The sequence below is a fragment of the Pseudomonas sp. fls2-241-R2A-110 genome, assembly GCF_030209165.1.
In the GTDB taxonomy this organism is placed as follows: Bacteria; Pseudomonadota; Gammaproteobacteria; order Pseudomonadales; family Pseudomonadaceae; genus Aquipseudomonas.
Genome location: NZ_JARVSN010000024.1, coordinates 207,527 through 220,126 on the forward strand (window position 1 = coordinate 207,527; position 12,600 = coordinate 220,126).

Genomic DNA, 12,600 nt, shown 5'->3' on the forward strand with positions numbered 1-12,600 from the left:
TTACCTATCACCGATACCGCCGCTTCAAAAACCAACCCGATGACCGTCTACCTCGCCCGATTGGCGCCGTCCAGTCAGTTGACCATGCGCTACGTTTTGCAGGATGCAGCCGACCGTTTGGGGTTCGAGGACATGAATGTCGAGGAGATTCCCTGGCATCAGCTTCAACCTGACAATGTCATTGCGCTGGTGGCGGCATTGCGCGCGGACGGTTATGCGCCGAACACTTCCTCGCTCTACGTCAACGCAGTGCGTGGGGTGATGAACGAAGCGTGGCGCATGAGTCTGATCAGCCAGGAACACTTGCTGAAAATGCGTTCGGTCAAGGGCATCGCCGGTACGCGGTTGTCCCAGGGCCGCAACCTCAGGCGCTCGCTGATTCAAGAGCTCATGGCGGTTTGCGCGGCGGACCCACGTCCACAAGGGTTGAGAGACGCGGCGATCATCGGGATTTTGTATGGTTCGGGGATGCGCAAGTCCGAGTCGGTGAACCTCGACCTGTCACAGGTGGACTTCGCCGAACGCAGCTTGCGGGTCACGGCCAAGGGCAACAAGCAATTGATCAAATACGCGCCGGCCTGGGCCTTTGCCAAGTTGCAGGACTGGCTGGAGCTGCGCCGTTCGCTGCTCAAGGAAGGTGAAGTGGACGATCCGTTCCTGTTCAACCGAATCCGCCGTGGCAGTCACATCACTCGCGAGCGCATCACCAAACATGCGATCTATTACATCGCCCGGCAACGTGGTGCGCAGGTCGGCGTGAAAATCATGCCGCATGATTTCCGCCGTTCGTTCATTACCCGGGTGATCGAGGAGTTCGACCTGTCGATCGCGCAGAAACTTGCGCACCACAGCAACATCCAGACCACCGCCAACTACGATGTGCGTGACGACAACGAGCGGCGGCGGGCGGTGGACCGGTTCGATCTTTGACGGGGTGAAATCAGGACTCACCCAAAACGTGGGCGTGGCCAATCGTCGAGACGTGAACTGCACTGCCGGCGGGCGGTGCATACATGCCGGAGCTGCGCACCATCAAGGACCGGCCTGGCTGTTCGCCAGCCGTTGAAGGCTGCAATTCCACGGTCAAGGTGCAGGTGTTGCCGCTGAAATCCCGGTCGGTCACCACGGCGCGACACCCGGGACCTTCGGCAGGACTGGGCTGGATGCTGATCAGTTGCAGTTGCTCGGGGCGCAACATGATCTGCGCTGAGTTGTTGTTCCTGTGGTTGTTGACCGGTATGCGCCCCAGATCGCAATGGGCCCACCCGGCTTCGATTCTGGCGGGCATGACCACGGCATCACCGAGAAACAGCGCCGTCTGTTCATCGTCGGGATAACGGTAGAGGTCCAGCGGATGGCCTGACTGAACCAGGCGACCATCGCGCATGACCGCCAACTGATCGGCGAACGACAACGCTTCACTCTGGTCATGGGTGACCAGAATGGTGGTCACGCCGGCATCGCTCAGCAATCGCGCCACCATTTTGCGCATGGCGCCGCGAAGGCCGGTATCGAGTGCCGAGAACGGCTCGTCGAGCAGCATCAGGCGCGGCTGCTGCGCCAGGGCTCGTGCCAGCGCCACTCGCTGTTGTTGGCCGCCGGACAGTTCATGGGGCCAACGATTGGCCATTTTTGCGTCCAGGGCCACGCTGTCCATCAATTCGGCGATACGTTGCTGCTTTGCCTCACCTTTGGTGGACAGCCCAAAACCGATGTTGGCGGCCACGGTCATGTGCGGAAACAGGGCGCCATCCTGTGGGACATAGCCAATCAAACGCTGATGCGCCGGGACTTCGTGGGTCTCATCGACCAATATCTGACCGTTAAGCGAGAGGCTGCCGGTGTCCGGGAACTCGAAGCCGGCGATCATCCGCAACAGCGTGGTTTTACCGGAGCCGGAGGGGCCGACAATCACCGTTCGGCTGCCAGTCGGCACCGACAGACTGACGTTTTCCAAGGCCCGCTGGGAGCCGTAGAACTTGGAGATCGAATGGAGTTCAAGAGCGTTCATCGGCCAGCCGTTCGTTTGGATTGGTGATAGAGGAGTCCGGTCAACGGGAGCGACAGCAGGATCATCAGCAGGGCATAGGGCGCTGCGGCGACGTAGTCGATTTCACTGGTCAGCGCCCAGAAGCCAGTGGCCAGGGTGCGGGTACCATTGGGCGCGAGCAACAGGGTCGCGGTCAGCTCGTTGGTGATCGCCAGAAACACCAGCGCTGCACCGGCGGCTGCACCGGGGGCGGCCAGGCGCAGGGTGACCAGCCACAAGGCCTGCGCGGGCGAGCGGCCGAGGCTGCGCGCTATGTTTTCCAGTTCTACAGGTGCTTGCGCGATTCCTGCGCGCAAACTGACCAGGGCGCGCGGCAAGAACATCAGCAGGTACGCCAGCAGCACCGTGATGGTGGTCTGGTATATCGGTCGGGCGAAATGAATGGTCACGGTCACCAGGGCCAGTGCCACGACGATACCGGGCAACGAGCTGGTGATGTAGTTGCAGCTTTCCAGCAGGCGTTGCAGACGACCGGGAGAACGAATCGACAGCCACGCAATCGGGATGGCCGCGCAGGTGGTGAGCGCCGCGCCTGCGGCCCCCAGCAGCAGGGTTTGTTCAAGCGCGGGCATCAACTCGGCCAGGTTCCAGACCTGTGCGCCTCCCGCTATCAGCCATTTGCCCAACGTAATCAACGGAACACCGAGCGCCAGCACGCAGGTGCTGATTTGCAGCGTCAGCGCGAGAGCCGTCGATCCTGCGCCGAGGCGTACAACCCGTTGCTCACGCGCGCTGCCGGAGCCGACCCGGGCGTAACGCGCCGAGCCGCGAGCAGCCGATTCGGCGGTCAGCATCGCCAGGCAGCACAGGGCGAGCACACTGGCCAGCATGTGCGCGGCGGGACCGTTGAAGGTCGATTTGAACTGATCGAAGATCGCCGTGGTGAAGGTGTCAAAGCGGATCATCGCGTACAGACCGTATTCGGCCAGCAGGTGCAGGCCCACCAGCAAGGCGCCGCCACAGATGGCCAGACGCAGCTGCGGCAGCACCACGCGAATAAAGATCGCCCAAGGCTTGAGTCCCATCGATTCGGCCACGTCTTCGATGGCCGGGTCGAGCCGCCGCAACGTTGCGGCGACAGGCAAGTACAGAAACGGGAAATAGGCGATCACCGAGACCAGCACCCCGGCAAATAGCCCGTGTATCGGCGGCACCAGGCTGACCCATGCATAACTGTGCACGAAGGCCGGCACCGCCAGCGGGGCGGTCGCCAGCAACGACCAGGCACGTCGCCCCGGCAGGTTGGTGCGTTCCGTCAGCCAGGCCAGAGCCAGGCCAAGCGCAATGCACAGGGGAATCGTGATCACCACCAGCAACACGGTGTTGATCAGCAATTCGCCGACCCGTGGCCGAAACACCAGCGGCACCAGCGTTGTCCAGCCGGTCTGGATCGAGACCCCGATGACAAAGGCAATCGGCATCAGTGCCAGCAGCGAAACCAGCACCGACAAACCGATGACCCACGCGCCACCGCGACCTGCGAAGAGGCCGCGGGGGCGTCTGCGCAGGTTGTCGGGAATCGCCGCAGGTAAATTTGCGGGCAGTGTTTCAGGTATCAATTAGAGCAGCCCCGCTTGAGTCATCAGCTCCACGGCTTTTTTGCTGTCGAGTTTCGAAGCATCGACCGCTGGCGCATCGAGCTGTTGCAATGGCACCAGTTTTGGATTGGATTGCGCGTTTTTGCCCACGGCGTATTCAAACGAGTTGCCGGTTTTCAGGACGTTCTGGCCGTCTTTGCCGGTCACCCATTTCAGGAACGCCTGAGCTTGTTCCTTGTGCTGGCTGGAGGCCAGGACGCCGCCACCCGAAACGCTGACGAAGGCGCCCGGATCCTTGTGCTTGAAGTAGTGCAGGGCGGTGTTCTTGCTGTTCTCGCCCGTTTTGGCCTGATCGCCGAAGCTGTAGTAGTGATAGATCACGCCGCTGTCGACCTGTCCGGCGTTGACCGCCTTGAGCACGGCGCTGTTGCCGCGGTAGGCGGTGAAATTGGTTTTCATCGCCTTGAGCCATTCAAGCGTAGCCGCTTCGCCCTTGAGTTCCAGCACTGCCGCGACGATAGCCTGGAAGTCGGCACCAGCGGGTGATGCTCCCCAGCGACCTTTCCAGTTCGGGCCCGCAAGGTCCATCAGCGATTTTGGCAGCTCGGCTTCGGGCAGTTTGCTCGGGTTATAGACAAACACCGTGGAGCGCGCAGCGATACCGACCCATTTGCCGTGGGCCGGACGATAAGCTTCGCCGACCTGCTCGAGGGTAGACGGTGCAACCGGTGCAAAAAGCCCTGCGTTGTCGACCAGCACCATCGCCGGGGAGTTTTCGGTCAGGAACACGTCGGCAGGGGACGCGGCGCCTTCCTGCACGATCTGGTTACCCATCTCGGTGTCGTCGCCATTGCGCACGGTGACCTTGATCCCGGTTTCCTTGGTAAAACCGTCAATCCAGGCCTTGGTCAGGCTCTCGTGCTGAGCGTTATAGACCACAATGCCGTCGGTATCGGCGGCATATGCGTGGGCGGCGCTGATCAGCGCGGTGGCCAATAATGCTTTTTTCAGAAACGCGGGGACACGGGCGGTCATTCGGTAGCAGCTCCTGGCAATGGTCGTCATGCAAACAAGTCGCGTGTGTATCAATGCGAATCATTTGCAATTTTTGGATGGCTGCGAATGTAGAGGGGGAAATGAGAAAAAAACGTTAAAAAAACCGTTAATACATGTCATTTCCATTCAGATTAGCAGCGCTGCTGACCATTGTCCGGTGGATTAGCTACTGAATGCCAGGGATATAGGCAACGCTTTGGTCCTCCCGAGCATGAAACATACGTTCGCCGTTGGTGGGGGTGGTGGTGATGACATGATGATCCGAACCCAGGTAGTTCAACGGTAACGGATCGCCATTGCGGAACTGCGCGACGACAATAGTGCGCTGTGGATCCCAGTGTTGGCCGCTGGTGCGGTCCAGCCAGGCCATAAGCGCCTCGGTATTGCCATTGCGAGGAAAGTCCTGGTCTTCGCGCACGTAATAGAAGGGGGCGCCGCCGGTTTGCAAGTACATCGGCAATTTGTTGTCCACCTCGATCATCACCATGTTCCATTTATCCAAAGGCGCACGTTTGCTGGCCTCAAGCTTGACCGTTTCTGCGAATGCAATCACGCCACCGCCACCGTTGGTCCACGGATAGACGACACCGATCACCAACACCAACAACGCGGTGGCCACACCGAAGCCAATTTTCAACTTGCGAGTGAACCTGCCGGTCTCGTTGCGCTCAGCCATTCGGTGAGTGATCCACCACGCACCCAGCAATTGGGCGAAGGGCACCAAGGGCAATACGTAATAACTGCGTCGACTGCCACTGGCGGTGAAAAACAGCATCAACAGACCCAAGCCCCACACCAGCCAGCGGGTATTGGGTTCCATGCTGCGCCAATTGCGCAGCGCCACCCACAACCCCAGCAGCCAGCAAGGCGCCCAAGGCAAGGTGTAGACCGGGAGGTAAATCAGGTAGGTGTAAATCGGTCCGATGTGGTCGAAGGGCTGGAAAAACCGCACGACGTTTTCCCGCAACACCAGGCTCAGGCCGCTTTCGCCATAAGTCGGTGCGCCATAGATATGCGACAACATGAACGGCGTAATGTAGAACGCCCCGGCGATCACCAAGGCGGCGCACATCCGCAGATTGAGGTGGCGTTTCCAGCGACCGTCCTGCACGACATGCGGCAGCAACACCAGGCCCGGCAGAATGAACCCGATCAAGCCTTTGAGCAGTGAGGTCAGGGACAGCAACAGGAAAAAGCCCAGGTAGCGACTAAAACGCGTGTCATCCGGCCCGCGCCAATACCACCAGACTGCAGCCACTACACCGCACACGGTGAGGATGTCAGCCGTGGCGACGCGTGCCCAGAAGATGAAATAGAAGGTGGTCGCCAACATCCAGCCGGCAATCAGGCCGGTGCCTTTGCGAAAGAGCTGCTCGCCGATCAAGTACACCAGCCAGACGGTGAGCCACGCGGCAATGACCGAGGTCAGGCGCAATGACCAGTGGTTCAAGCCACCGATCAGCCACGCGGTCGCCGTGATCAGCCAGTAGGAGGGCAGTGGTTTGTCGTAATACGGGCCGCCCTTGAGGTACGGATCGAAATAGTCACCGCTCTGCAGCATCTGCAACGAGATGTTGGCCCATCGGGTTTCCGCCCCCCACAACTCCCGACCGCCCAACCCCAGTAACAGCATCAGCGCACACGCGCCCAGCAGGAGCGCCAATGCGCCCCTGTCAGTTGTCCAAAACTTCATGAAGGGTTTCCTTTAGGTGAAGCGCTGATGTGGCGTTAGCTGGTCAAGGTTGGCTTTGCGGGAAGATCAGGATCTCCAGGTTGCCGCGTTGATAGCGTTTGCCATCGATGGGCAACAGTTCGACCTCCTGCACTTCCTGGACGCTGTTGACCCGCATCACTACACCGACCGCACCTTTCTTGCGAGCTTCGGTCATCCATTGCCCCACATTGTCCATCGTCACTTTGCGCGATGCCATGGCGGGGTCGTCGAGACCGTATTTCAGCTCGCCGATAGTGTTGAATAGGTCGACCTGTGGCCGCTTGAGCCGCCACGACAAGGCCGATGCCGCGCCCAGGTCATTACTGAGCAGGGAGGATGTCTGGCTTAATGCGTCCAGGTGCTCGGCGATGAACTGGTCGGGCATCTTGCTATTGACAATCTGTGACGGCATCGCCGCCGGTAGCAACGCCACCAGCAACCAGAGTCCAAGGGCTGGCATGGCCCAGAACAACAGTGGACGCAGAACTTGCAAGGCGTTGGCGATGATCCAGCCGATCAATGCGAAGAACATCAGGGACAGACTGAACATCTCGGTGTTTGCGTAGATCTCTTTAGTGGCCTGCAGATACAGCAGCGCGATCAGGGCCACGGTAGCGATAACGACGTTGACCACGCCGTTGATGCGAATCAGCTTGCCTCGCTGCTGGCTCAGCATCTCCATGATTGCGTGCCCCATCAGCAAGGCCAGAGGCAACAGGCACGGCATGATGTAAGTCGGCAGTTTTCCGCTACTTGTACTGAAGAAGGCCAGTGGCAGGAGCATCCAGAGCAGCAGGAAGCCAATGACCGGTTGACGCTTGTTTTTCCAGCCGTCGATCAGTGTATTGGGCAGCAGTACCGCCCAAGGCAAGCTCGAAGCAAGCAGCAGCGGCAGGTAAAACCACCATGGTCGAGCGTGCTGGGCATTCTCGGCGGAGAACCGGCGGACGTGTTCGTTCCAGAAGAAAAACCGCCAGAAGTCAGGTTCCTGATGGTGAATGGCGAGCACCCACGGCAGGCTCACCAGCGTCGCCACGACTACCGCCAGTGGACCGTAACGCAACAGTTCACCCATCCGGCGCTGCCAGATCATGTAGGGCAGGGCGATCAACACCGGCAGCAGCCAGGCTAGAAAGCCTTTGGTCATGAAGCCCATGCCACAGGCAACGCCCAACAATGCCCAAGCCCCCAATTTACCTCGCGAAGACTGGCTATCGAGGGCAAACCACAAGGCTACAAGGCTCAAGTTGACCCAGAGCGTGAATTGCGGATCTAGGTTGGCGTACCCGGCTTGCCCCGCGATCAGGCCGAAACTCATGTAGAGCATTGCGCAGGCGAAACTCTTGCGCGGATCGTTCCAGAATCGCTGGGCAATCAAATACGCCAGCCAGATACTCAGCCCGGTGCTCACTGCCGAGGCAATACGTACGCCGAACAGGTTGTCGCCAAACACGGCCTGGCCGATGGCGATCATCCAGTAACCGGCAATGGGTTTTTCGAAGTAGCGAATACCCATGAAATGCGGAGAAATCCAGTTGCCGCTGAGGAGCATTTCCTGGCTGATCTGGGCATAGCGGGTTTCGTCGGGAATCCACAGGCCGTGGGTCAGCATCGGTAACAGGTAAAACATCACGAATGCCAACAGCAAGCCGGGCAACAGCCAGCGGTCAACCGGACTGGACGCACGGGAAATAGTGTTGGGCAGGGGGTTACGAGACGTCATTTTTCGTCCTTGGCGCTATACGCGAGAGCGCAATTTTAAAATTGAAAATAACTAAAAGCGTGAGGCTGCTGTAGTCGTTAAAGTTCGTTACTGGACGCTGCTGCCTTGCAGCAAGGATTTCCAGTCATCGGCCTTCACGATCCCAAGTATTTTAAGTTCCCCTTTCGCGTCAATGTGGACGAGCAAGGAACTGCCATATTCGCTTGTTGCCGCATGAGGGTAGCCTGTTTGTGCTTCAAAATCGCTGATGCAGCCACTGTGAGTGACCAGCACCAGATTATGGTTAGCACGTTTATGGGCCACGACATCGTTACGCAGGGGTTTGCCACAACTGGCGAGCCAGTCCTGAGCGATCGCATCTTTGCTGAACATGGCGTGCGCCGTTTGCGCCGTACGAGTGGCCGGGCTGCTTATCACATCGGCCTGATCCATGCCCAGCCGCGTGAAACCTTGGCCCACAGCGATGGCGGCATCGTTACCCACTTTGGTTATGCCGTCCGCCGGGCCGAAGCACGGGTTGCTGGAACGGTCACAGCGCTCGGCATGACGAACCAGCGCAACGACTTCGCCGGCTTGCCATTGCCGCAACAATTGAGATCGGTCTTCGGCGTTGGCACCGCCCAGATTGACTGGCGATCTTGACCAATAGGCAAAGCCTGAAACCAGTACAACCACTACGAGGGCTGCGCTGAGTGACGCCAGTTTTATTAACCGAGAAGTCATGAGTTCTTCGTTATGTAAGGTGGGAACGATGCGCCTAAAATTAAATCTGCTCAGGTAGCGGAGTAGTGAAACGAATGTGAAAAAATTGCAGAGATATTGCCGGAGCAACATTAATAAGTTGTTGCAAATTGTTATCTCCTACGTTGTTTAGGTAAAGCGGACGCGCACAAACGTGCGCACCGTCGAGTTTGAGAGTGATTTACTTGCAGCGGGCGGTTCAGGGTGACGCAGGGCAACCCCGCGAGGGGCCTTTGGCCGCTTGGCTGATGAGCGCGGTCAGGTGTTTCACGTTGTTCTGATGGGCGACCACCAAATCATCGATGCTTGGGCCTGAAGGGGTTTGCAAGGTACTGCGGCATGTCACCAGTGTGTTGTCGGTGTCGCCGGGATTGCGCAGGCGCCATTTGACGTCGATCAGCGCGTATTGGCCGGGTATCGAATCAAAGCGTTGAAAATCCACACGCAATGAGATTTTGTGCTGCAGATTGCTGTTGACCAGTTGATCCACCAGTGCGCTGCTCAATTCATCCGGCAGGCTCGCACCCCACCATTCGGTTTCAAGAATGACCAGCCCACTGCTGCCCTGACGGATGACGATCTGCGGGCGATCGACTTGCGGCGGCACGGTAATGCTTTCAATCACGACATCCGCAGCGTTGCCCCTGGCTGTTCCTCCTGGCTGTGCCGGAGTCAGGGTGTGAAAATGAATCGGATCACTGCGGCATGCGGCAAGCAGCAACAGCGCGGTGACCAAGGTGATTTTCAGCTTCAAAGCCATGGGTATTGCTCCTGTGGTCAGTTGCGCGGCGGCGCTTTCAGATCCATCGGCGCGGCGTTGTTGGGGCGCCCGCGAATCAGCGATTCCGGATGCCGCCCCAGGTAATCCGAGAGCTCACGCAAGGAGCGCGACATGCGTCCCAGTTCGTCCAGGGTCTGGGTCAACTGTTCTCGTTGCGGCGAATCCTCGGCCAAGGTCGAACTGGCTGATTGCAAGGTCTTGCTGACGTCGGCCAGGGTTGTTTGCACCCCGGGCAGGGTCTTGGCATTGAACTGCGCCAGGCCTTTACGCAATTCGACGAGGTTGCTGTCCAGGTTGCCGGCGATGCGTTCCACCGGCAGTTTGTTGAGCTTGTCGACCATGGCTTCCAGTTTTCCCTGGAGTTCTTCGAGGCTGCCAGGAACGGTCGGAATGATGACAGGGCGAGCACTTGGATCGAACACGACTTTTTCAGCCTTCGGATAGAAATCCAGCGCGATGTACAACTGACCGGTCAACAGGTTGCCGCTGCGTGCCTGTGCACGCAGGCCATTCTCGATAAAGGAGCCGATAAGCCGCACGCCACCGGCTTCGTCACTGGGGTCATGATTGTAGGCTTTGAGCAATTTTGTGTGTGCCTTACCCAGACGTTGCGGGTAGATCACGATGCCGACGTTGACCGGGAAGCTCTTTTTCTTCTCGTCGAAATCCAGATTGACTGAGACCACTTTGCCGATTTCCATCCCGAGGAATTCCACCGGCGCATCGACCTTCAGTCCACGCAGAGCCTGGTCGAAACGCAGGGACAGGAACTGCGGTTTGCCATTGGGAGGGGCGAGGGCGGTCTGCTGGTCCTCGAACAATTCGTAGGCGTACTCTTCAGGCGCGGGCTTGTCGTCGGGGTTGTAATCGGGTGCGCGAAACGCGATGCCACCCACCAGAATCGAGGACAACGACTCGGTCTTCACCGCAAAACCATTGGCGCCGACGCTGACATCAAAGCCGCTGGCGTTCCAGAATCGGGTGTTTTCGGTGACATAGGCGTCATTGGGCGCGTGGATGAATACGTCGATGTTCACGCCTTTGCCGTCAGGGTCCAGAGCGTAGGCGACGACCTGGCCGACCGGGATTTTGCGGTAGTACACCGGCGAGCCGATGTCCAGTGAACCAAGGTCCTCGGTGTGCAGGGTGAAACGCTTGCCCGGCTCGCCATAGGTAATGGGTGGCGGGTTTTCAATGCCCTTGAATTGCTTGGAGCGAGCGTTGGCCTGGCCAATGTCGGCGCCGATGTAATCACCGGAGAGCAGGGTATCGATGCCCGACACCCCGCCGGCCCCGATGCGCGGACGCACCACCCAGAATTGCGAGTCTGCGCGGGTAAAACTTTCCGCCTGTTTGGCCAGCTTGATTGTCGCGTTCACACTCTTCTGATCGTTGCTCAGTTCGACGTCCGAGACATGGCCGATCACCACGCTGCGGTATTTGACTTCAGTCTTGTTGGCGGTCAGGCCATCACCGGTCTTGAAGGTGACGGTGATGGTCGGGCCTTCCTGCAACAGGCTGTGGACCACCAGGGAAATCCCCACCAGTACCGCAACGATGGGCACGATCCAGACCAGTGAAACACTGAAACGACGAGTTTTTACGGGGGCTTGCCCGGGAGCTTGCGGCCCGTCAGTGGCTTGCGACTTCATCCATGTCCTCCTCATTCCGGTGGGTGTCCGACCGCTCGCTATCCCAGATCAGTCGAGGGTCGAAACTCATCGCCGACAGCATGGTGAACACCACCACCAGGCCAAAAAACAGAATGCCCGGGCGCGGCTCGATATCGGCCAGGGCTTGGAACTTGACCAGTGAGGCCACCAGCGCCACGACAATTACGTCGAGCATTGACCAATAACCGATGACCTCGACGAACCGGTACAGTTTTGAGCGCTCTTTGCGCGCCCAGTCGCTGTCGCGGTGCACCGTGACCAGCAGCAGCGTCAGTGCGACGAACTTGATCCCCGGCACCGCAATGCTGGCGATGAAGATGATCAGGGCGATGTCCCAGGCACCGGCTTCCCAGAACTCCAGTACACCGCTCATGATCGTGCTGTCGGCGCCATGGCCGACCATCTTGGTGTTCATTACCGGCAACAGATTGGCCGGCACGTAAAACGCCAGGGCCGTGAACATGTAGGCCCAGGTCCGGGCCAGCGAGTTGGTTTTGCGCCGGTGCAGTGGCGCGCCGCAACGCTCGCATTCGTGGGGCTCACCGGTCATGTCGCAGGCAATCCCGCAGGTGTGGCACAGGCACAGGTTGAGTTCGCTGGCGACCGGGGGCAAGTTCATAAGATGTCCCACAGCTCACGGATATCGCGACCGGCAATGCGGATCATCATCAGGCTGAGTATGGCGAGGGCAAACAGGCCGATACCCGGCAGTACATCGAGCAACCCGGCCAGCTTGATGACCGCGACCATCGCGCCCAAGAGGCACACCTCCAGCATGCTCCAGGGCCTGAGGGTTTCCAGCCAGCGCATGCAAAACCTGAAACCTGGCGAGCGTCGGGAGGCGAGGGCGTAGCCGAGCACCCAGATCAGTAGCACCAGCTGAAAAATCGGGGCGATGATCATCGCAATTGCCGCCACCATGGCGATGAACGTGATGGGGCCGAGGCTCAGGGCCAGTACCGAATCCCAGAGGGTTGCACTGTTTTTCAGACCCTTGAGGCTGATGTTCATGATTGGGTAGAAATTGGCGAAAATCCACAGCATCAGCGCGGTGAAGGTCAGCGCCAGGCGCTGCTCCACCGTCAAGCCGTTATAACGCTGAAGCACGCCGCCGCAGCGTATGCACAGGGTTTTTTGATGTTTGGCGAGCGTGACTTTTTCATACACGCTGTCGCAGTGCTCGCAAATGATCAGGTGGTTTGTCGTAGCCATAGGCCGTACTCGCCAGGACACAGGAAAGTCAGAGCACCTCCTCAATATAGAAGTGCCTAGCGATAGAGCAAATCGAAAGGCGTAAACGCCTGATGTTGATCGTTCCCACGCT

At 58.9% G+C, this 12,600-nt stretch carries 11 protein-coding genes; 1 reads left to right on the forward strand and 10 read right to left on the reverse strand.

The window, feature by feature from the left end:
• Positions 1–39 precede the first annotated feature (39 nt).
• A complete protein-coding gene (locus QRN31_RS20655) occupies positions 40–930 on the forward strand; it encodes a site-specific integrase (RefSeq protein ID WP_285434197.1) in 891 nt (296 codons plus the stop codon).
• Positions 931–940: 10 nt separating this feature from the next.
• Here the strand turns inward: QRN31_RS20655 and QRN31_RS20660 are convergent, their stop codons facing one another.
• The 10 genes from QRN31_RS20660 to QRN31_RS20705 all read right to left on the reverse strand — a co-directional run bounded on the left by QRN31_RS20660 (position 941) and on the right by QRN31_RS20705 (position 12,488).
• Positions 941–2,011 carry an ABC transporter ATP-binding protein gene (locus QRN31_RS20660; RefSeq protein WP_285434158.1) on the reverse strand — a complete coding sequence of 357 codons (1,071 nt, stop codon included), beginning with the start codon at positions 2,009–2,011 and terminating at the stop codon, positions 941–943.
• Positions 2,008–3,606 (reverse strand): ABC transporter permease, encoded by a 1,599-nt coding sequence (locus tag QRN31_RS20665; RefSeq protein WP_285434199.1) that lies wholly within the window; start codon positions 3,604–3,606, stop codon positions 2,008–2,010. The genes QRN31_RS20660 and QRN31_RS20665 overlap by 4 nt, the downstream gene beginning before the upstream one ends.
• 3 nt (positions 3,607–3,609) lie before the next feature.
• Complete coding sequence (locus tag QRN31_RS20670) at positions 3,610–4,623, reverse strand: iron ABC transporter substrate-binding protein (RefSeq protein WP_285434159.1); 1,014 nt, start codon at positions 4,621–4,623, stop codon at positions 3,610–3,612.
• A gap of 187 nt (positions 4,624–4,810) precedes the next feature.
• Positions 4,811–6,337, reverse strand: a complete 1,527-nt coding sequence (locus QRN31_RS20675; protein ID WP_285434160.1) for an ArnT family glycosyltransferase — start codon at positions 6,335–6,337, stop codon at positions 4,811–4,813.
• Between the two features lie 43 nt (positions 6,338–6,380).
• Positions 6,381–8,081 carry a lipid IV(A) 4-amino-4-deoxy-L-arabinosyltransferase gene (arnT, locus tag QRN31_RS20680; protein ID WP_285434161.1) on the reverse strand — a complete coding sequence of 567 codons (1,701 nt, stop codon included), beginning with the start codon at positions 8,079–8,081 and terminating at the stop codon, positions 6,381–6,383.
• A gap of 87 nt (positions 8,082–8,168) precedes the next feature.
• On the reverse strand, positions 8,169–8,804 hold the full coding sequence (pmrG, locus tag QRN31_RS20685; protein WP_285434201.1) for a lipopolysaccharide core heptose(II)-phosphate phosphatase PmrG: 636 nt from the start codon (positions 8,802–8,804) through the stop codon (positions 8,169–8,171).
• 217 nt (positions 8,805–9,021) lie between these two features.
• On the reverse strand, positions 9,022–9,582 hold the full coding sequence (locus QRN31_RS20690; protein WP_285434162.1) for a PqiC family protein: 561 nt from the start codon (positions 9,580–9,582) through the stop codon (positions 9,022–9,024).
• Positions 9,583–9,599: 17 nt separating this feature from the next.
• A complete protein-coding gene (locus QRN31_RS20695) occupies positions 9,600–11,255 on the reverse strand; it encodes a PqiB family protein (protein WP_285434163.1) in 1,656 nt (551 codons plus the stop codon).
• Positions 11,236–11,895, reverse strand: a complete 660-nt coding sequence (locus QRN31_RS20700) for a paraquat-inducible protein A (protein ID WP_285434165.1) — start codon at positions 11,893–11,895, stop codon at positions 11,236–11,238. Before QRN31_RS20700 ends, QRN31_RS20695 begins: the two co-directional genes overlap by 20 nt.
• Complete coding sequence (locus tag QRN31_RS20705; protein WP_285434166.1) at positions 11,892–12,488, reverse strand: paraquat-inducible protein A; 597 nt, start codon at positions 12,486–12,488, stop codon at positions 11,892–11,894. Before QRN31_RS20705 ends, QRN31_RS20700 begins: the two co-directional genes overlap by 4 nt.
• Between the last annotated feature and the right edge of the window lie 112 nt (positions 12,489–12,600).

Bases quoted from the DNA above. Each gene is read 5' to 3' on its own strand.
- QRN31_RS20655 (WP_285434197.1), top strand. From the start codon at position 40: ATGACCGTCTACCTCGCCCGATTGGCGCCGTCCAGTCAGTTGACCATG.
- QRN31_RS20690 (WP_285434162.1), bottom strand. From the start codon at position 9,582: ATGGCTTTGAAGCTGAAAATCACCTTGGTCACCGCGCTGTTGCTGCTT.
- arnT (WP_285434161.1), bottom strand. From the start codon at position 8,081: ATGACGTCTCGTAACCCCCTGCCCAACACTATTTCCCGTGCGTCCAGT.
- QRN31_RS20700 (WP_285434165.1), bottom strand. From the start codon at position 11,895: ATGAACTTGCCCCCGGTCGCCAGCGAACTCAACCTGTGCCTGTGCCAC.
- pmrG (WP_285434201.1), bottom strand. From the start codon at position 8,804: ATGACTTCTCGGTTAATAAAACTGGCGTCACTCAGCGCAGCCCTCGTA.
- QRN31_RS20670 (WP_285434159.1), bottom strand. From the start codon at position 4,623: ATGACCGCCCGTGTCCCCGCGTTTCTGAAAAAAGCATTATTGGCCACC.
- QRN31_RS20705 (WP_285434166.1), bottom strand. From the start codon at position 12,488: ATGGCTACGACAAACCACCTGATCATTTGCGAGCACTGCGACAGCGTG.
- QRN31_RS20675 (WP_285434160.1), bottom strand. From the start codon at position 6,337: ATGAAGTTTTGGACAACTGACAGGGGCGCATTGGCGCTCCTGCTGGGC.
- QRN31_RS20695 (WP_285434163.1), bottom strand. From the start codon at position 11,255: ATGAAGTCGCAAGCCACTGACGGGCCGCAAGCTCCCGGGCAAGCCCCC.
- QRN31_RS20660 (WP_285434158.1), bottom strand. From the start codon at position 2,011: ATGAACGCTCTTGAACTCCATTCGATCTCCAAGTTCTACGGCTCCCAG.